Here is a 17737-nt window from a genome sequence, read left to right as displayed (position 1 = left end):
AATCGGCGGAAATGATGATGGCGCCTCCGACATGTACGGGGTGATCCGATCCCGACACCCGAGGAGGCCGACCATGGGGACCGCCCGTGGATGACGACCGGACGTCCCGGTTCGAGGCCGTTTACCAGCAGACGTACGAGCACATACTCGGCTACGCCCTGCGCCGCTGCGACTCTCCGGAGGACGCGGCGGACGTGGTCGCCGAGACCTTCGCCATCGCCTGGCGCCGGGTGGACGCGGTCCCGCCGGGCGGCGAAGCCCGGCTGTGGCTGTACGGCGTCGCGAGGAACGTGCTGGCCAACCACCGACGCGGCCAGGCCAGGCACCGGCACCGGAGCGTGGAGCTCGACACCGACCTCGCCGACCTGTACGCCCACTCGCCCGAGACCAGCGTCGAGCTGGGCGCGATCGCGCGGGCGTTCGAGCAGTTGCCCGAGGACGACAAGGAGCTGATCTCGCTGGTGGCCTGGGAGGGCCTGGACCGGGCCGAGATCGCCACCGTGCTCGGCTGCTCGCGCAACGCCGTGCGCATCCGCCTGCACCGGGCGCGCAAGCGCTTCTCCAAGGCGCTGGCCACGGCCGGCGTCACCGTCAACCGCCTGGTCATGGAGTCCACATGAACGAGCTGAAGCACCTCGCCAGGGTGCACGACGAGGACCTGGCGGGCCGGGCGTCCGGCGCGGGGGCGCGGGCGCTGCTGGCAGCCATCACCGCCGAGGAGCCCACGCCAGAGAGGGCACCCGTGCCGCGCCGCCGTACCCGGCGCCTGCTGCTGAGCGCCGCGGCCACCGCCGTGCTGGCCGCCGCCGCCCTGATCGGCCCCGGCCTGGTCACCACGCCGGCCGTCGCCACCTCGTACGCCAGCACCGAACTGGACATCGTCCAGGAGGGCGGGGAGTGGGTGGCCCGGATCAAGGACCCGTACGCCGACCACGAGAAGTACACCGAAGGCTTCGAGGCCGTCGGGCTGACCGTGCAACTCCAGATTGTCCCGGTCTCCCCGAGCCAGGTTGGCGAGCTGATCCAGATGGGAATGGGCGGCTCGGCGATCGGGCAGCGTATGTACACGGGCACGGAACCGGAAGGATGTGAGACGGGCCGGCCGGGGTGCGTGCTGGTGATCAAGCTGCCTGTCGGTTTCAACGGACAGGCCTGGGTGAAGTTCGGCCGCCAGGCCCGGCCGGGGGAGGCCTATCAGAACGCCGGCCGCGCCAACGCGAAGGGGGAGATGCTGGAGGGCGTCAAGATCAGCGGGCGCACCGTGGGCGAGGTGGTCGCCGAGGCCCGGAGGCGCGGGGTTGAGGCGATCTTCCAGGTGATCATGCCGAACGAGAATTACGACGGCTTCTCCGTCAACCCGCGAGAGACCTCGCCGCAGGTGGGGAACGACTGGTTCGTATGGGACGCCGAGTCGGCGCGGCCCGGCGTGGTGCGGCTGCTGGTCACGAAGGAGCACCTGCCGAAGAACCCGGTCTACGGCGACGGCGAACCTCCCGTCGGGTGAACGGGCCTACGGCCAAACGACAGTGATCTTGAAGAAGTCAGCTCTTCAGGACTCCAGCAGTACGACCTCGCCCATCAGGCAATCACGGAGGGGCTCGCGGCGGCCGAACAGGCCAACGATCCGCTGCTGGGCGCATGGCACGTCTTCAACGAGTGCTGGCTCTTTCTCCGGGAAGGACGGCTCGACGACGCACAGCGCGCAGCACTGGTGACCGCCCAGGCCATCGAACCGCGCTTCTCGACGAGCGACCCCGCGAAGTTCGCTACCTGGGACGGGCTGCTGCTGTGGGCGGCGCGGGGCCTCGACCTTCGCCGGGTTCTCCCCGGAGCTGATTCAGATCAAGGTCGTCGAGTACGCGGTGGTGCGGGGGAACAGCACGCGCGCTGAGGCACTGGTAAGGAGCGCGGTACCTGAAGTATGGTCTCTAGTATGGCGACTAAGAAGGTAACGGTGACGATTCCCGAGGAACTCCTTGACGAGATCCGGGCGGACGCGGCAGAGCGGGGGCTCTCGGCGTACGTCGCCGATGCTTTGCGCTTCAAGCGTGACCGGGACCGGTTGCTGGAACTGGTGAACTGGCTGGAGGAAGAGTACGGTCCAGTCACCGACGACGAGCGCGCGGCAGCAATGGAGGAGATGGACGAACTCGATGCCGAGCACGAGCGCCGTCGCGCCGACAGGAAGCGCAACAACGCAGGAGAGGCTGCGTGAGCAAGCGAAGCGGTGAGCGCAGGCAACCGCCGCTGCGGATCTTCGTGCTCGATTGCCAGGCATTGTCCCTGGCCGTGCGGGGCGACCGGAAGATGATCGCCTGGCTCGACCTCGCGGCCCGAGGCCAGGCGGAGGTAGTGACGTCTCCCATGACGGTGGTCGAGGCGCACGACGGCAGAATTACCGACCAACGCTGGGACTGGGTCCTCTCCCGCCTCAACATCCCCAATATCGGGAAGGATGAGGCCCGCCAGGCTCGCCGACTCCTGGCTGACGCCAAGCTACACGGCCACAAGTACGCAATCGACGCGGTCCTCGCCGTCATCGCAGGGCGACAGAAGGGGCAGGTCACCGTCTTCACCTCCGACGTAGACGATCTGGAGAGGCTCGTCCCGGACACGATCGTCGTCAAGAAGGTGTGACGTCCTATACTCGTGCGCGCTCGTCTGTAGGAGAGTGAGGGTGGAGACGCCTATCTGCGTGGTACGACCTGGTACGGGCCGCTGGCTCAGGGCGCGGCGGTGAACGCGGCGTGCCGGGCCTTCGCGTCGGTCTCCTGGAGGATGTCGCGGGCCGCCAGCCACGCCGCCGCCCCCGCCGTCGTGACGTGCTCGCCCGCCAGCAACTCCATCACCGCCTGGCGGACCGGACCCTCGCTGGTGAGCACGCTCCCCGCCAGCACCACCGGACCGGACTCGTGCACCCGCCTTAGGGTGGCGACCAGGCGTTCAGCGGCCTCTGACGCGATCTCCAGCGCGGCCGGGTCGCCTGCCTCGGCGGCCCGGCTGACCAGGGAGGACAGGGCGAGGGTGTCAAGGTCAGCGGGCGCACCGTGGGCGAGGTGGTCGCCGAGGCCCGGAGGCGCGGGGTTGAGGCGATCTTCCAGATCATCACACCGCACGAGGACTACGACGGCTACTCCGTAAGGCAGAAGGAGCAGAAGGCACACCTCGGGAACGACTGGTACGTCTGGGAGCGGAGTCCGTGCGGCCCGGCGAGGTACGGCTGCTGATCACCAAGGAGAACCTGCCGAAGAACCCCGTCTACAGCGGCGTGCCTCCGGTCGGCTGAGCGGGCCCATGGCCAACGACAGTGGTCTTGTATAAGTCAGCTGCTCAAGAGGGATCGGCCGATCTTCGGAGACGGCCGCGAGCAGCGGGTTACCCTGGGATCAGGTCGTCCCCCTTGAGGTGTTGGATTATGGCGAGAGAACCGGCCCTCGGCGAGAACCTGGCCCGCATCCGGGTGAGCAAGGGACTCACACAGGAGGAACTGGAAGAACGCTCAGGCGTGAGCGTGTCCACGATCCGCAAGCTCGAACAGGGCGACCGCAGCAGCGCGCGTGTCTCGACGCTCCGCAAGCTCGCCGAAGCGCTCGACGTGCGGACCTCGGATCTGTTCCGGCCATCCCCAGAGCCGGTCTCACCTCAGGAGGAGACCGTGCACGCGGACCTCCTCGCGCTGCGCCGTACCCTCAAACCGGTGCGCGGGCTGGCGGGTGTCCAAATGCCCGACCTCGACGGGCGGGTCTCGTACCGGTCGGTGCGCGACTCGTTCCTCGCGGCGAACACCCTGTACCGGGCGGACGATTACCGGGCCGTGGTGCAGACGATCCCCGCGCTGCTCGTGGAGGCGCGAACGCTGGTGGCGGATGCCCGGGGCGCGGACGATCAGCGCGCCGCGCTGACGCTGCTCTCGCAGACCTTCCAGTTCTCGGCACAGGCGTTGATCCAGCTCCAGCAGTACGACCTCGCCTATCAGGCAATAACGGAGGGGCTCGCGGCGGCAGAACAAGCCGACGATCCGCTGCTGGGCGCATGGCACGTCTTCAACGAGTGCTGGCTCTTCCTCCGGGAAGGACGGCTCGACGACGCGCAGCGCGCAGCACTGGTGACCGCCCAGGCCATCGAACCGCGCTTCTCGATGAGCGACCCCGCGAAGTTCGCTACCTGGGGCTGGCTGCTGCTGTGGGCCTCGGCGGCAGCCGTGCGCAACAATCAGGGTGATGAGGCCGAGGACATGCTGACGCTCGCCCGCGCGGGGGCGCATCGCATCGAGGGGCAGCCGCTCGAGGCTCCTCCGCTGTGGGCGGCGGGGGGAGCCTCGACTTTCGCCGGGTTCTCCCCGGAGCTGATCCAGATCAAGGCCGTCGAGTACGCGGTGGTGCGGGAGAACAGCACGCGGGCTCTCCAAATCCATGGCGGAATCCGGTCAATAGCGAATCTGTCGAGCAGCACGCGCTACAGATATCTCCTCGATGTGGCCGGCGCGCATGCTTTTGAGCGGAATGCGGCGGAATCGTGGGAAATTCTTCTCGATCTTAAAACCCGTGTGCCGCACTGGCTCAAGTATCAGCCATTCGCCCGGCGAGTGGCCGGCCAGCTCATCGAGGACCGAGCGCGGGCGCTCAGAGCCGAGTACGCCGAGGTCGCGGTCTTCCTAGGGGTCGAGTCCTGATCTAACTGCCACATGCCGTGACAGTTGGATCGGTACCTGTGCGCAAGTGCCACATGGTGTATCTGGTTTGGGCTCTCCCTCTCCGCGATGCTCTTCCCCATGGACGCTCTTCCCCCACGCGTCGCGAAATTCGACAGTGACTGGAATTCTTATTCGGTGGCTGAACGGCTCCGCGCCGAGCTCGAAAGTCGCGGCATTTCAGCCGAGGTTCACGAGGGTTATCGGCTGGCGTTGGTGTGGGTCTGGGTGGGCCTGGTGGTGTGGTGCGACGGTGAACGGTTCTGGTGGCGTACCGGGTGGGACGAGGGGCCCAAGCGTGCCGTCTACGCCTGGCATCCAGTGACGGACCTCGGCCGGGCCGTTCGCCGGATCGCGTTCCGCTATGCGGAGCTGCGGAAGGGTCATCCGCTGTCGACGCTGGTTCGCGCGGCGCTGGAGGAGGAACTGGAGCGTGGGGCGGCGTTGCCGCTATGAGTGTAAGCCTGAGCAGCCTGAAGAACGAGTACGGCAGGGAGTGGGCCATCTCCGACGCGGTCGGTGGCGGCTGGTACGCCGTGCGCCGCGTCCTCCTGCCGGACCGGTGCAACGAAGGCGGCCTGTCCAACGTCCGATGCGGCCGGACCCTGGAGGAGCTGGCTCGCAATCTGGCCGAAGAACGCAGGTTCGAAGCGCCGTGCGTGGCAGACGCGCCACTACGGTCCTCCCCGCAGCGGGTGTCCTGAGTTTCCACCACTGCGCAAGGCGGCGCGGTTAACCAGCCCCACCCCTACAGTTTGCGGGAGCGCCTACATTAGGAGAGCGGATGTACTGCCGCCTACTCTAGCCTGTTGACCTGCGTAAATACCCCGTCTCGCAGCTTGATCGGCCGAGATCATTCCTGGTATGTCCCCGAGTTTGATGAGCGTAGAGCCGCGCACTGCACAACCTCATCCCACCGCTGGCGGCTACGTTGTCCTGCACTCCACGGTAATTACCTGGAGCCGTTCTATGGATTGCGCCATACCGAGGCGATTCACGTCTCTTGCGGTCGGCTCGGCCTGAGAGAGTAGCGACTGTGCACGGCGTTCAGCCATTTCGCGTCGATCTCGCGTCCGGTGATCCGGCCTGCCAGCCGTAGGGCGGATGTGACGCTGACTTCGATGGTCACGGGGTCCTCGATGCTGTAATCATCAGGGTTGTCCAGTTGGAAGGCCAATCCCTCCATGAGTGGGTCGAGGGCGTGCGGGTCGAAGCCTCCTCGCTCGGTCGGCCAGTCTATGGGGAAGCAGGTGACGAGGACCCCGTCGACTGCCCAGTCGAGGCGATAGTTGTCGTAGCCGCATCGGATGCTGAGCGCTCGCGTGCCGCGCGACACTTGCTGGAGGAAGGACATCGGCGAGGCGAAAAGATCGAAGAGTAAGGCCTGCGCCCAGCCGTTGGCCGTGCCGGCCCACATATTGGGACCTTGCTCCGCGTCTGGTCGCGCCATGTTGTTGATGTCGCACCGGAACGCGCTGGCCGGGTCGCCGCCCAGACGGCGGCACAGCTCGTTGGCACCCATTCCCTCCGCCCACACCAGGTGGAAGCCGGAGTATTCCTCGCTGTCAAGATCGAAGGAGACCATCAGATCGTACAGATCGGTCGGGCGAGGCATGAGATCCTTCCCATGAGATGGAGGAACAGGTGCCCGACCATGCGGTCCGGCACCTGTTCCGGGGGCGGCTACTTGACGCTGACCCAGAATTTGCTGTTGTTGACTACTCGATAGCGAGCGTAGAAGAGCCAGAGGTCCCGTCCGGCCACCTGGTTGTGCGCCGTCTTCACGGCACGTGCCGAGGCGTTCTCCCAGCGGAACCACTTGCCATCGGTTGTCAGGAATCCGTCGCCGGCTCCCTCTTTCGTCGAGGCGAACGGGAACTCATCGCACTGCTGGTCTTTCTCGGTCCAGTCTGGATAGTGGTCCAGGCAGGCTTTCCTGGTCCAATACCGGTTCTTGCCTCGCATCTTCTTCCCGTCGGCGGCCAGGGCGCCATCGTTGATTTTGGTGAGCGCCTTTCCAGATGGATTCTCTACGCCGCCGGGGAGGAAGCGGGGCGCGTCATAGTTTCCTGGAATATCCTTTCGGACTATCTCGCCGAAGTCGTTCCGCTTGGGCGGCTTGGTGTTCGCGGAGTCGTAGAAGGCGTCCCAGATATGCTGCGCGACCTCTTGAGTATATTGGTCCGACCGGGACATCCGGAAGACTCTGTCGGCCCCTAGGAACCTGCAGGCGCCCTTGTAGATGACGATGTATTCATCCTTGTTCGGCCCCATAGCGAGGCTGTCGCAGCGGACGGTGGGTACGAGAGGATCGCGCCTGCTCGGAACCCGCTCGATTTCTGGTTTGGCCCACAGGGGCACCTTGGGATTGCTCTCGAATATCCAAGCAGGATGGTAGAGCCAGATCGTTGGCTTGATGGTGCAGGTCACGAAGTTGTCGCCGTTCGACCTGAAGAGGAACTCGTCGTAGCCGTCCGCGATCCACTTGCTGAGCGGTTCGGTGCGCCTTGCTCCGATGATCCAGTCACAGGAGGAGCCGTCCGATCCGATGGTGTCTACGTCCAGCTCCAGTTTGAAATCGTCGGGGGGCGGGATCTCCTGCCCATCCTTTATCACCTTGATGTTCTTGACTGAGGTGAACACGGAGATGTCGCGCGGCCTGAGAGCCGAGCCTCCGACTCCGGCGCCCTGCACGCCGTTTCCGTCCTGAGTGCCGAGATAGGTGTTCATGACGAGCGACGTCTCCATCATGACGCCGTTCTCGATCGGCTCCGCAGGCAGGCCGGTTATGGCGTTCACCTTGTAGACGCCCCATCCCTTCCACCTGCTATAGCAGGCGGTGTAGGGCGTGACCTTGGCCCAGCCGAATGCGTGGTACGGCCGTCCGCTGTCCTTGCGAACCTGGGTGCACTGCTCGAGCGTCATTCGCTCGTAGTTAAACGGCTTGTCCGTGGGGGACGGGTCCTGAGCCACTGCGCGTGACAAACCGGACGCGCTGACGGTGAGGCTATGCCAGTTGGTCCAGGCGCCGTTGACGCCGGCGGCGGTGGCGCGGGCGCGCCAGCGGACCTTCCACCCGTTGGTGAGTTTGCCAGAGGCGGTGGTGATCAAGGCGGTGCTGCCGCTTGAGGTGGTGCTGCCACTGGTGCCCGACCAGATCGAGCCGGTGCCTTGGCTGGGAACGGATGGGTCGTGTTCGATCTCGACGGTCATGGTGGAGGAGCGGCCGTCGGGGTCGGTGACCTTGCCGTATGCCGGAAGGGTCGGGTTGTGGCCGGTTGAGCCGATGTACGGGCCGCTCGCTCAGAGTGCGGTGAATGCGGCGTGCCGCGCCTTCGCGTCGGCCTCCCGGAGGACGTCGCGGGCCGCCAGCCAGGCCGCCGCGCCCGCCGCGTCCCCCGCCGTCGTGACGTGCTCGCCCGCCAGCCGCTCCGTCACCGCCTGGCGGACCGGGCCCTCGCTGGTGAGCACGCTCCCCGCCAGCACCACCGGACCGGACTCGTGCACCCTCCTGAGCGTGGCGACGAGGTGCTCCGCGGCCTCTGACGCGATCTCGAGCGCGGCCGGGTCGCCTGCCTCGGCGGCCCGGCTGACCAGGGAGGACAGGGCGGCCAGGCGCATGTGGTCGGCCTGCGCCAGCCGTACGATGCGGTCGGCGGCGGCGCGTGACGCGGCCGGCCGATCATCGCCGAGGAAGTGCTCCACCACCAGCTCGGCCAGACCGCCGCCACGCGGGGGCGCGCCCCGGTCCAGGGCGTGGACCACGGCCTTGACGGCCCGGCGGCCGATCCAGAAGCCCGACCCCGCGTCGCCCAGCAGCCACCCGAGACCGTCGGCGACCTGGTCGACCTTGAAGCCCACAATCCTGGCCGCCACCGCGCCCGTGCCCGACAGCAGCAGCGAGCCGTCGGGCTCCGCGGAGCCCGCGGCGTAGGCGATCGGCACGTCTCCCATGTAACGAGGCCCCTCGGCGATGCCGTGGTCGGCCCAGACCTTCGCCAGCTCGGGCACCATCTCCTGCACATGCCCGGCGATCCCGGCCAGCGAGCCGACGACCCGCCCGCCGTCGTGCGTCCCGAGGGCCTCTCCGAGCGCGGTGGCGATCGCCGCCACCGCCTTGGCCAGCCCGTGAGCAGTGGGATTGCCGGCGCCGGCCCGCGCGTAACCGACCCGGGCGCCGCCGAGGGAGTGGACGGCGACCCGCGTGGACGTGGCTCCGGCGTCGACACCGACCACTAGCGATTCAGTCACGGTCAGAGTCTGGGGGTTGACGTGGACCGGAAGCAAGAATAATTTTCGCCAGAAGACCGGGTATTCGGAAGGAATATTCGTGACTTCAGGAGCGCTCGGGCGCGTCGAAACAGAACTACCCGGTTTGCCGGAGGCGTTGCGCAGGGTCGGCGAGGTGATTCTCGGCGATCCGGCCGAGGCCGCGCGCTCGACCATCATCGCGCTGGCCGAGCGGGCGGGCAGTTCGCCCGCGACCGTGACGAGGTTCTGCCGGGCGTTCGGCTTCTCCGGATACGCCGAGCTGCGCGTCGCCCTCGCCACCGAGACCGGCAGGGCCGCCCAGGCGGGATGGGGCGCGGGCGTCGGCCACGAGATCGGCCCGGACGACCCGCTCGACTCGGCCATCGAGGTCATGGCCGCCGCCGACGCCAGGCTCATCCAGGACACCGCCGCGCAGCTCGACCTCGACGTCGTCGCCAAGGTGGCCGACGCGATCGTGGCCGCCCCGCGTGTTCTCCTCGTCGGCGTCTCCACCAGCGGTAACGTCGCCACCATGCTGGAAGGCCGGCTGCGCCGCATCGGCATCCCCGGCTGGAGCGCCGGCGACGCGCACGTGGCCCTGTCGGAGGCCGCGCTGCTCAAGGAGGGCGACGTGGCCATCGGCATCAGCCACAGGGGGCGCACGCGCGAGGTCATGGAGGCGCTGGCCGAGGCGGGCAGTCACGGCGCGCTGACGGTCGCGGTCACCTCCTTCGCCCGATCCCCGCTGGCCGAGCTGGCCGATCTGGTGCTGACCACCGCCAGCAGGGAGACCACGTTCAGGCTCGGCGGGCTGGCCGCCGTCCATTCGCAGCTGTTCGTGCTGGACGCCGTGTACGTGGCGGTGGCCCAGCGCACCTACGAACGCACCAACGAGGCGTTCGAGCGGACGATCAGCGCGGTGGAGAGCCATCGGGTGGAGAGAGGCTGAATGACGTACGCATCCAAGGTCCTCGAGCTGGCGCATCAGGTCGCGGAGAGCCAGGCCGAACCGGTGAGGAAGGCCGCCGCGCTGCTGGTGGCCTCGATCCGGGCGGGCGGCGTGGTCAACGCGTTCGGGTCGGGACACTCCGAGGCCATCGCCATGGAGATCGCCGGACGGGCCGGCGGTCTCGTCCCCAGCAACCGCCTCACGCCCAGGGACCTCGTCCTGTACGGGGGCCACCCGCCCGGCGTGCTGACCTCCGAGCTGGAGCGCGACCCGGCCATCGCGCACGAGATCTACGACCTGGCGCCGGTGGAGCCGCAGGACGTGTTCGTGCTGATCTCCAGCTCCGGCGTGAACGGCACGGTCGTCGAGCTCGCCACCCTCGTGAAGGAGCGCGGCCACCCGCTGATCGCGCTGACCTCGGTCAAGCACAGCACCCGGATGACCTCGCGCCACCCCTCCGGGCGCAAGCTGCTCGACCTGGCCGACGTCGTGCTGGACAACGGCGCGCCGTACGGCGACGCCATCCTCGAACTGCCCGGCGGCGGCTCCTACGGCGCGGTGTCCACGATCACCTCGGCGCTGCTCGCGCAGATGGTGGTCACCGAGGCGATCGACGAGCTCGTGGCCTCGGGCGAGACGCCGCCCGTCTACCTGTCGGCCAACGTGACCGGCGGCGACGAGCACAACCGGGCCCTGGAGAGCCGCTACGCAGGGCGCATCCGACGCGGATCATAGACAAGTCAGGAGCAGTCATATGCCTAACACCCCCCATATCAGCCGTCGTGAGCTCCTTCGCGGCGCCGCCCTCGTCCCCGTGGCCGGGGCGCTGGCCGCGTGTGCCACGCCCGCCGCCAAGCCGTCCGCCTCGTCCTCGGCCGCGCCGGTCGCGACCAGCGCGGCCAACCCGTTCGGCATGGCGGACAACAAGCCGCTGGAGGTGTGGATCTTCGACGGCGGCTTCGGCCAGGACTACGCCAAGAACATCCACCAGCCGCTCTTCAAGAGCAAGCACCCCAACGTCGAGATCAAGCACAACGCGACCAAGGAGATCACCAAGGTCCTCCAGCCGCGCTTCGCCGGCGGCAACCCGCCGGACGTCATCGACAACTCCGGCGCCAACGCCATGGACTTCGGCGCGCTCGCCCAGGACGGCCAGCTCCAGGACCTCACCCCGCTGCTCGACGCGCCCAGCTGGGACGACCCGAACACCAAGGTCAGGGAGACCATCGACCAGGCCGTCATCGACCTCGGCACGTACGACGGCACCTTCAGCGTGCTCGGGTACGTGAACTACATCTTCGGCATCTGGTATTCGCAGAAGGCCTTCCGCGACAACGGCTGGGAGGCCCCGAAGACCTGGGACGAGTTCCTCAAGCTCTGCGAGACCATCAAGAAGTCCGGCAAGATGGCGCCTTTCACCTACGCCGGGAAGTTCCCGCAGTACCTCTACGAGCCGCTGCTCACCATGGCCGCCAAGATCGGCGGCGCCGAGGTCCTCGTCAACATCGACAACCTCGAGGACGGCGCCTGGAAGACCGACGCCATGAAGACCTCGGCCACGGCCTGGGCCGAGATCGGCGCCAAGTACCTCATGGAGGGCACCGCCGGCCTCGACCACGTGCAGACCCAGACGGCCCAGAACAAGTACAAGGTCGCCATGCTGCCCTCCGGCTCCTGGCTGGAGAACGAGCAGAAGACGACCACCCCGGCCGACTTCGAGTACGGCATGTTCCCGATCCCCGACTTCGGCGGCTCCGACAAGCTGCCGTACGGCATGCTGCACAGCCAGCCGAGCGAGAACTTCATCGTCCCCTCCAAGTCCGCCAACCCGCAGGGCGGCATGGAGTACCTGCGTGCCATGCTGTCGAAGAAGGCGGCCGGCGACTTCAGCGAGATGGTCAAGACGGTCTCGGTGGTCAAGGGCGCGGGTGAGGGCCGGAAGCTGTCGCCCGGCGCCGAGAGCGCGACCAAGGCGTTCGCCGCCGCGGGCACGAACGTCGTCTACTACCGCTGGCAGACCTGGTACGCCCAGCTGAAGGACGAGGCCATCGCCGCCACCGGCGAGCTGATGACCGGTGGCATCAAGCCGGACGCCTACCTCGAGCGGCTGCAGAAGAAGGCAGACGAGCTCAAGAAGGACTCCTCGATCAAGAAGTACAAGCGCTGATGATCTTCAACAGGTATCGCCGCGGGCTGTTCATCACCTCGTTTCTGGCAGCCCCGGTGATTCTCTACCTGGTCTACGTGATCTCGCCGTACATCCAGGCGTTCTACATCGCGATGACCGACTGGCGCGGCGTGACGGCGACGCCCACGTTCATCGGTCTCGACAACTTCAAGCGGCTCCTCAGCGACGGGACGTTCTGGAAGGCCGTCACGCACAACGGCGCGCTGCTCGTGCTGCTGCCGCTGATCACGATCGTCATCGCCCTGTTCTTCGCCTTTCTCCTGAACGTGGGCGGCGCGCAGGGCACGACGGGGATCCGCGGGTCGAAGTTCTACCGCGTGGTCTTCTTCTTCCCGCAGGTCCTGGCCGTGGCCGTGGTGGCGGTGCTGTTCCAGCAGGTGTTCCGGCCGGACGGCAGCGGGATGCTGAACGGGCCGCTGATGGCGCTCGGGGTCAAGCCGATCGGGTTCCTGTCCGATCCCGGGGTGGCGTTCTGGTCGGTGCTGGGCGTCATGGTCTGGCAGGCGGTCGGCTTCTACGTCGTGCTCTTCTCCGCCGGCCTGGCCTCCATCCCGAGGGACATGTTCGAGGCCGCGCAGATCGACGGAGCCGGGCGGGTGAGCCTGTTCTTCCGCATCACGCTGCCGCTGCTCTGGGACACCGTCCAGGTCGCCTGGGTCTATCTGGGGATCCTGGCGCTGGACGTCTTCGCGATCGTCTGGGTGATGACCGACCAGCACGGCGGCCCCGACTGGTCGACCACGGTCATGGCCGCCGAGATCTACCGCAACGCGTTCCAGTACTTCCGCTTCGGGTACGCCTCGGCGCTGGGCGTGGTGATGTTCTTCTTCACCGTCGGCTTCGCGATCCTGTCGCTGCGCTTCTCGCGGCGCGAACGAATCGAGTACTGATGACAACGACCCTCTCGTGGACGGCGGCGAACTCCCGCAAGATCGCCCGCCAGGAGCGCAGGCGGCGGCTCGGCCCGCTCGGGGTGCTGACGCACGTCGCGCTGCTGATCTGGACGCTGCTGGTGACCGTGCCGATCCTGTGGACGTTCCTGGCCTCGGTCAAGAGCGAGGACGAGATCTTCGGCGACGCCTGGTCCCTGCCCGCCTCGCTGCACTGGGACAACTTCGCCAGGGCCTGGGAGCAGGCGCACATCGGCCAGTACATGCTCAACAGCGTCATCGTCGTGTCGTTCAGTACGTTCGGGACGATGCTCATCGGGTCGATGGCCGCGTACGTGCTGGCGCGCTACCCCTTCCGCGGCAACCGGGCGATCTACCTGCTCTTCGTCTCGGGCCTGGCCTTCCCCGTCTACCTGGCCCTGACCCCGCTCTTCTTCGTCGTCCAGAACATGGGCAACGTGCCGGTGATCGGCCCGTTCATCGGCCTGAACACGCATGCGGGCCTGGTCCTGGTCTACATCGCGTACTCGATGCCGTTCACGGTCTTCTTCCTGTCGGCGTTCTTCCGCACGCTCCCCACCGCCGTCGGGGAGGCCGCGATGGTGGACGGCGCGTCGCACACCAGGGTCTTCTTCCAGATCATGCTCCCGATGGCGCGGCCGGGCATCATCAGCATCACGATCTTCAACGTCCTGGGCCAGTGGAACCAGTACCAGCTGCCTCTGGTGCTCCTGCAGGAGCGGGAGAAATGGGTGCTCACCCAGGGCATCGCCGACATCTCCACCGCCGCCGGATACGACCAGGACTGGTCCGCCCTCTTCGCCGCCCTGACCCTGGCCATCCTCCCGATGCTGGTGGTCTACACGGTCTTCCAGCGCCAGATCCAGAGCGGCCTGACCTCGGGAGCGCTCAAATAGCTCGCGCGCCCGGCCCGGGAGGCTTACCCTGCGGAGTGTGAACGGCGACATCCGCACGTTGCTGTCGCGCCATCTCCCCGACTACCGGGTGCGCTCCGTCCGCCCGCTCGGCCAGGGCCTCGACAACATGGTGTACGAGGTCAACGACGAGCTGCTGGTACGGCGCAACAAGGCGACGACCCCGGACGAGAACCGGCAGGAGGTCGCCCGCCTGGCGGCCCTCAGGGAGCTCTCCCCACTGCCGGTCCCCGAGGTGGTCTTCGCCGACGACGAGTCCGGCGTGATCGCGTACCACAAGCTCCCGGGCGAGCCCCTCAACCGGCACCCGGCACAGGACCGGCAACACCCGGCCCCCGATCTGCGGCGCCTCGCAGAACCCCTGGGCGAGTTCCTCACCGCCCTCCACGCCGCCCCACCCGCCGGGCTGCGGGACGTGGCCCCACTGGACGTCTACCCGGCGCCGACGCTCCTCCAGGACGCCGAGCTCGACTACCGGGACGTGGAGAGCCACGTCCCGGAGAAGCAGCGCCCCCTGGTGGAGCGCTTCTTCGAGGAGTCACCGCCGGACGAGCCCCTGTCGTTACGCTTCTGCCACAACGACCTGGGCGCCGAGCACGTGCTGGTGGACGCGGAGGCCGCCACGATCACCGGCATCATCGACTGGACCGACGCAGCCATCACCGACCCGGCCCACGACTTCGCCCTGATCCACCGCGACCTGGGCCCGGAGTTCCTCGAGGCGACGCTGTCGCACTACGGCTTCCACCTGGACGACGCCGACCGGGCCAGGGTGCTGTTCTACGCCAGGTGCGCGCTCATCGAGGACCTGGCGTACGGCCTGAGCACGGGCCCCCACCACTACGCCGACGCCGCCCTGGCCCACCTGGCCTGGACCTTCGCGTAGGTGGGCTTGGGCAACCCACCCATTGCCCTATTACCAAGTGGGCCTGCTGGAGCCCGCCCCGAGCGGTCCTCGCTGCGCTCGGGCTGCTCTGTCTTCCTTGCGCGCCTGACGGCGCGCAAGGCCTTCGCTGCGCTCAGACGCTCTTACCCGGGCGCAGGCTACGTCTGCGCGTCGCCTGGCTTGAATTCCTACTCTTTTGATAATCGCGGAACCATGTCGGAGACTTCGTACGGCATCGGCGAGGGACCCTCGACCCGGGTGAGCCTCTCCTTGGCTGAAGGGACAGCTGAGGCAATCCGCCGCCGCGTGGGCAAGCGGGAGTTCTCCGCGTTTATTGCCGCGGCCGTGGAACGCGAGCTGCGTGGCCAGATACTGGACGAGTATCTGGCCGACTACGCGCGCCGCAACGGCCCCGTGCCTGCGGAGGAGCAGGAGCGTGCCCGCCAAGTGTTTGACGAGGTGTTCTCCGAGGAGGAGGAGTGGCGGGTCGCAGGTTGACGCACGAGGGGACTCTCGTCCTCGACTGCGAAGGACTGTCGAAGTTGGTCGCAGATCAGTCGTCTGTTGTCGCCTTGGTCGCGGAAGCGCGAAGGCGCGGGATGGAAGTGGTGATCAGCGCTCTCGCCATTATCGAGGCCGCCTACCACCGAACGGACCGATCGCGGCTCGCATGGCTGCTGTCCGGCACACGGATCGTCCACGTTGGGGAAGAGGAGGCGAAATCAGCTTCGGCGATGCTGGTCGGGGCCGGGTTGCACGGCCACAAGTACGCCACCGACGCCGTTGTGGCGGAGATGGCTGTACGACAACGGCGGCCCGTTGTCATGCTCACGTCCGACATCGACGACATGACAAAGCTCTGCGGTAATCGAGTGCGCCTGATAGCGGTATAGATCACGACAATCTCGCGCCCCGCCAAGTCCGCCGTTTTCACGGGGCTTCCACCGCGGCCGGCGCTGCGCTGATCCAGTGGTCGGCCGGTAGCACGCCCGATCGGCAGTTTGAATTCGTCGACACCGGCGACGGCCAGGTCCGCGTCAAGGCCCGTCACAGCGGCCTTTCCTCCAGGTCGCCGGCAACAGCAGCGGCGCCGACATCACCCAGCAACCCGCCGCCACCAGCCAGCGATGGCGCATCGTGGACCACGGCGGTGGCGCGATCAGCCTCGTCAACCGGCAATCCGGCTGCGCCATATCGCAGGCCTGCCTCACCTTCCTGACTCGTCCGGTGTGACATACGTTCTTGGAGGCAGATCACCGTCGCCGGCCGTGCTGGGTGGCGCGGTAGCGATGGTCCGGCTCAAGCCGGAAGTCGTCAAGCCCCACGAGATAGGGCAATACAATGACAAATCACCCCCGCTTCCTCCGCCGAATCCTGCTCAGCGTTCTGAGCACACTTGCCCTGGTACCGGTAGTCGCGCTCGCGGGCGCCCCACCGGCCAGCGCGGACACCAGCCAGTTCAGAGGCGTGAACTGGGCCGTACCCGGCGACAACTTCGTCAAAGGCCTGCTCGTCCTCCACGGACTCGCCACATCGGACAGCTACGCGACCGTCCGAGCCAAGGCGGACGCCGTCTACAACGGCTTCGAGAGCCAGCTCGGCGTCAACACCGTACGGTTACCCGTCAACACCCACACCGTCAGTTCGTCGTGGTGGAACGCCTACCGCGCCACGATCGATGCCGCCACCGCCAGAGGGTTCAAGGTGATCCTCGCCTACTGGGAGGACGCCGCAGCCTCAGGCGGCCGGATAACCGACACGGCTGCCTTCAACGCCATGTGGAACACCGTGGTCGCCCAGTACGGCTCCAACGACCTGGTCTACTTCGAGCCGATGAATGAACCTCACGGCTACAGCACCTCCGAGTGGACGAACTTCGCCGCCTCGTGGATCAACGCCCGCTCGTCGATTCCGAAAGGCCGGATTCTGGTGGGCGGCACCGGTTTCAGCCAGGACATCAGGCCGGTCTGCGCCGACGGCCGCCTCGCGGGAACGCTGCTCTCCTATCACCACTATGCCTTCTTCTACGGCCAGAAGGACTACGCCGGCTGGGTCCAGAGCTTCCGCGAACGGCTGGGCACCTGCGCCTCGCGAGCGGTCACGACCGAGTTCGGTGCTGAGATGGACAACGGCCTGAACTACAACGACGCGGGCAGCACCAACAACTTCGTTCGCTACTTCCGCGCGGACACCGACTCCATGCGGGACCTGCACATGGGTTCTGTCTACTGGCCGGCGCTCGGGGGAAAGGACAGCGGGAACGGCTACGACCATTACTCCATGTTCGCGCTCCAAGGCAGCGGCACCAGCCTGAGCTTGAGCATTCGCAACGCCACCGGCGCCGAGCGCCTCAGGCACGGCTGGGGCGACGGTGACAGTACTCCCGCAATGGTTACGCTCACGGCAGCGCACTCGGGCAAGTGCGTCGACGTGGTCAGCGCGTCTGTGGCGGACGGGGCCGAGATCGCCCAGTACGGCTGCAACGGTGGCGCCAATCAGCGCTGGCAGTTCCGGGACCTCGGCACCGGCTACTACCAGATCGTCGCCGGGCACTCCGGCAAATGCCTCGATGTGGACGGGTCCTCGACCGCCAACAACGCCAGGATCGTCCAGTGGACGTGCGGCGGCGGACAGAACCAGCAATGGCAGGCACAGGACGCGGGGAGCGGGCGGGTACGGCTCATCGCACGCCACTCCGGCAAATGCCTGGACGTCCCCGGCAACTCCACCGCAGACGGCACCCGCCTGATCCAGTACACCTGCGGCAGCGGACAGAACCAGCAGTTCACGCGGAATGCGGCATAGACCTCCGTCCACCTCGCATCATCAGCGTGACCGCTGCCACAGCAGCAACCCACGGACGTGGGGGGGGGGGGGGGCGGGGGGGGGGGGGGGGCGCCCCCCCCCCCCCCCCCCCGGCCGCCGCCCCCCCCCCCAGGCCGCGGGCG

At 67.4% G+C, this 17737-nt stretch carries 21 protein-coding genes and 1 pseudogene; 18 read left to right on the top strand and 4 right to left on the bottom strand.

The window, feature by feature from the left end; all coding sequences use genetic code 11:
- The first annotated feature begins 86 nt into the window (after positions 1-86).
- From AB0H84_RS29400 to AB0H84_RS29385, 4 genes are all read left to right on the top strand, one after another.
- On the top strand, positions 87-620 hold the full coding sequence (locus AB0H84_RS29400; protein WP_357610989.1) for an RNA polymerase sigma factor: 534 nt from the start codon (positions 87-89) through the stop codon (positions 618-620).
- Entirely contained in the window at positions 617-1504 is an 888-nt protein-coding gene (locus AB0H84_RS29395) for a hypothetical protein (protein WP_357610986.1), read from the top strand. Before AB0H84_RS29400 ends, AB0H84_RS29395 begins: the two co-directional genes overlap by 4 nt.
- 429 nt (positions 1505-1933) lie before the next feature.
- Entirely contained in the window at positions 1934-2215 is a 282-nt protein-coding gene (locus AB0H84_RS29390; protein WP_357610984.1) for a CopG family transcriptional regulator, read from the top strand.
- Complete coding sequence (locus tag AB0H84_RS29385; protein ID WP_357610981.1) at positions 2212-2637, top strand: hypothetical protein; 426 nt, start codon at positions 2212-2214, stop codon at positions 2635-2637. Before AB0H84_RS29390 ends, AB0H84_RS29385 begins: the two co-directional genes overlap by 4 nt.
- Before the next feature lie 86 nt (positions 2638-2723).
- On the opposite strand, the gene AB0H84_RS29380 is transcribed toward AB0H84_RS29385, so the two are convergent.
- Positions 2724-3116: a hypothetical protein gene (locus AB0H84_RS29380; RefSeq protein WP_357610978.1), complete on the bottom strand. Its 393-nt coding sequence runs from the start codon at positions 3114-3116 to the stop codon at positions 2724-2726.
- A 299-nt stretch (positions 3117-3415) separates the two neighbouring features.
- Here AB0H84_RS29380 and AB0H84_RS29375 point away from each other — a divergent pair, with 299 nt between their 5' ends.
- From AB0H84_RS29375 to AB0H84_RS29365, 3 genes are all read left to right on the top strand, one after another.
- Positions 3416-4672, top strand: a complete 1257-nt coding sequence (locus AB0H84_RS29375) for a helix-turn-helix transcriptional regulator (RefSeq protein ID WP_357610975.1) — start codon at positions 3416-3418, stop codon at positions 4670-4672.
- A gap of 99 nt (positions 4673-4771) precedes the next feature.
- On the top strand, positions 4772-5146 hold the full coding sequence (locus AB0H84_RS29370) for a hypothetical protein (RefSeq protein ID WP_357610972.1): 375 nt from the start codon (positions 4772-4774) through the stop codon (positions 5144-5146).
- A complete protein-coding gene (locus AB0H84_RS29365) occupies positions 5143-5394 on the top strand; it encodes a hypothetical protein (RefSeq protein ID WP_357610969.1) in 252 nt (83 codons plus the stop codon). The genes AB0H84_RS29370 and AB0H84_RS29365 overlap by 4 nt, the downstream gene beginning before the upstream one ends.
- Positions 5395-5684: 290 nt before the next feature.
- Here the strand turns inward: AB0H84_RS29365 and AB0H84_RS29360 are convergent, their stop codons facing one another.
- The 3 genes from AB0H84_RS29360 to AB0H84_RS29350 form a co-directional block, all read right to left on the bottom strand.
- A complete protein-coding gene (locus AB0H84_RS29360; RefSeq protein ID WP_357610966.1) occupies positions 5685-6305 on the bottom strand; it encodes a DUF6461 domain-containing protein in 621 nt (206 codons plus the stop codon).
- A 68-nt stretch (positions 6306-6373) separates the two neighbouring features.
- A complete protein-coding gene (locus tag AB0H84_RS29355) occupies positions 6374-7903 on the bottom strand; it encodes a hypothetical protein (RefSeq protein WP_357610963.1) in 1530 nt (509 codons plus the stop codon).
- A gap of 90 nt (positions 7904-7993) precedes the next feature.
- Positions 7994-8941 (bottom strand): BadF/BadG/BcrA/BcrD ATPase family protein, encoded by a 948-nt coding sequence (locus AB0H84_RS29350; protein WP_357610960.1) that lies wholly within the window; start codon positions 8939-8941, stop codon positions 7994-7996.
- Between the two features lie 79 nt (positions 8942-9020).
- Here AB0H84_RS29350 and AB0H84_RS29345 point away from each other — a divergent pair, with 79 nt between their 5' ends.
- The 11 genes and pseudogenes from AB0H84_RS29345 to AB0H84_RS29295 all read left to right on the top strand — a co-directional run bounded on the left by AB0H84_RS29345 (position 9021) and on the right by AB0H84_RS29295 (position 17594).
- The gene (locus AB0H84_RS29345) at positions 9021-9890 is read left to right on the top strand and encodes a MurR/RpiR family transcriptional regulator (protein WP_357610957.1); all 870 of its coding nucleotides are present in this window, start codon (positions 9021-9023) and stop codon (positions 9888-9890) included.
- The gene (locus AB0H84_RS29340; protein ID WP_357610954.1) at positions 9891-10625 is read left to right on the top strand and encodes an SIS domain-containing protein; all 735 of its coding nucleotides are present in this window, start codon (positions 9891-9893) and stop codon (positions 10623-10625) included.
- 19 nt (positions 10626-10644) lie between these two features.
- On the top strand, positions 10645-12057 hold the full coding sequence (gene ngcE / locus AB0H84_RS29335) for an N-acetylglucosamine/diacetylchitobiose ABC transporter substrate-binding protein (RefSeq protein ID WP_357610951.1): 1413 nt from the start codon (positions 10645-10647) through the stop codon (positions 12055-12057).
- Positions 12057-12968 (top strand): sugar ABC transporter permease, encoded by a 912-nt coding sequence (locus AB0H84_RS29330; protein ID WP_357610948.1) that lies wholly within the window; start codon positions 12057-12059, stop codon positions 12966-12968. The genes ngcE and AB0H84_RS29330 overlap by 1 nt, the downstream gene beginning before the upstream one ends.
- Entirely contained in the window at positions 12968-13885 is a 918-nt protein-coding gene (locus AB0H84_RS29325; protein ID WP_357610945.1) for a carbohydrate ABC transporter permease, read from the top strand. The genes AB0H84_RS29330 and AB0H84_RS29325 overlap by 1 nt, the downstream gene beginning before the upstream one ends.
- 37 nt (positions 13886-13922) lie before the next feature.
- Positions 13923-14789, top strand: a complete 867-nt coding sequence (locus AB0H84_RS29320) for an aminoglycoside phosphotransferase family protein (RefSeq protein WP_357610942.1) — start codon at positions 13923-13925, stop codon at positions 14787-14789.
- Positions 14790-15002: 213 nt separating this feature from the next.
- The gene (locus AB0H84_RS29315) at positions 15003-15287 is read left to right on the top strand and encodes a hypothetical protein (protein ID WP_357610939.1); all 285 of its coding nucleotides are present in this window, start codon (positions 15003-15005) and stop codon (positions 15285-15287) included.
- A gap of 101 nt (positions 15288-15388) precedes the next feature.
- Positions 15389-15682 (top strand): DNA-binding protein, encoded by a 294-nt coding sequence (locus AB0H84_RS29310; RefSeq protein ID WP_357610936.1) that lies wholly within the window; start codon positions 15389-15391, stop codon positions 15680-15682.
- Positions 15679-15837 (top strand): annotated as a pseudogene (locus AB0H84_RS29305) (hypothetical protein); the annotation flags it as partial. The gene AB0H84_RS29310 and the pseudogene AB0H84_RS29305, both read left to right, overlap by 4 nt.
- Positions 15795-16022, top strand: coding sequence for an RICIN domain-containing protein (locus AB0H84_RS29300; RefSeq protein WP_357611260.1), 228 nt, complete (start codon positions 15795-15797; stop codon positions 16020-16022). The pseudogene AB0H84_RS29305 and the gene AB0H84_RS29300, both read left to right, overlap by 43 nt.
- Positions 16023-16130: 108 nt before the next feature.
- Positions 16131-17594, top strand: a complete 1464-nt coding sequence (locus AB0H84_RS29295) for an RICIN domain-containing protein (RefSeq protein WP_357610934.1) — start codon at positions 16131-16133, stop codon at positions 17592-17594.
- Positions 17595-17737 lie beyond the last annotated feature (143 nt).

Origin of the sequence: Nonomuraea sp. NPDC050786, assembly GCF_040654115.1 — a bacterium.
Taxonomy (GTDB): domain Bacteria; phylum Actinomycetota; class Actinomycetes; order Streptosporangiales; family Streptosporangiaceae; genus Nonomuraea.
Note: the sequence above shows the minus strand (reverse complement) of the source record. Positions and strands in the feature narration are given on the sequence as shown.

What these genes read in the sequence shown, in the direction of transcription:
- AB0H84_RS29395 (WP_357610986.1), top strand. Translation starts at nt 617, where the DNA reads ATGAACGAGCTGAAGCACCTCGCCAGGGTGCACGACGAGGACCTGGCG.
- AB0H84_RS29390 (WP_357610984.1), top strand. Translation starts at nt 1,934, where the DNA reads ATGGCGACTAAGAAGGTAACGGTGACGATTCCCGAGGAACTCCTTGAC.
- AB0H84_RS29375 (WP_357610975.1), top strand. Translation starts at nt 3,416, where the DNA reads ATGGCGAGAGAACCGGCCCTCGGCGAGAACCTGGCCCGCATCCGGGTG.
- AB0H84_RS29370 (WP_357610972.1), top strand. Translation starts at nt 4,772, where the DNA reads ATGGACGCTCTTCCCCCACGCGTCGCGAAATTCGACAGTGACTGGAAT.
- AB0H84_RS29365 (WP_357610969.1), top strand. Translation starts at nt 5,143, where the DNA reads ATGAGTGTAAGCCTGAGCAGCCTGAAGAACGAGTACGGCAGGGAGTGG.
- AB0H84_RS29360 (WP_357610966.1), bottom strand. Translation starts at nt 6,305, where the DNA reads ATGCCTCGCCCGACCGATCTGTACGATCTGATGGTCTCCTTCGATCTT.
- AB0H84_RS29355 (WP_357610963.1), bottom strand. Translation starts at nt 7,903, where the DNA reads ATGACCGTCGAGATCGAACACGACCCATCCGTTCCCAGCCAAGGCACC.
- AB0H84_RS29340 (WP_357610954.1), top strand. Translation starts at nt 9,891, where the DNA reads ATGACGTACGCATCCAAGGTCCTCGAGCTGGCGCATCAGGTCGCGGAG.
- ngcE (WP_357610951.1), top strand. Translation starts at nt 10,645, where the DNA reads ATGCCTAACACCCCCCATATCAGCCGTCGTGAGCTCCTTCGCGGCGCC.
- AB0H84_RS29330 (WP_357610948.1), top strand. Translation starts at nt 12,057, where the DNA reads ATGATCTTCAACAGGTATCGCCGCGGGCTGTTCATCACCTCGTTTCTG.
- AB0H84_RS29325 (WP_357610945.1), top strand. Translation starts at nt 12,968, where the DNA reads ATGACAACGACCCTCTCGTGGACGGCGGCGAACTCCCGCAAGATCGCC.
- AB0H84_RS29315 (WP_357610939.1), top strand. Translation starts at nt 15,003, where the DNA reads ATGTCGGAGACTTCGTACGGCATCGGCGAGGGACCCTCGACCCGGGTG.
- AB0H84_RS29310 (WP_357610936.1), top strand. Translation starts at nt 15,389, where the DNA reads ATGGAAGTGGTGATCAGCGCTCTCGCCATTATCGAGGCCGCCTACCAC.
- AB0H84_RS29295 (WP_357610934.1), top strand. Translation starts at nt 16,131, where the DNA reads ATGACAAATCACCCCCGCTTCCTCCGCCGAATCCTGCTCAGCGTTCTG.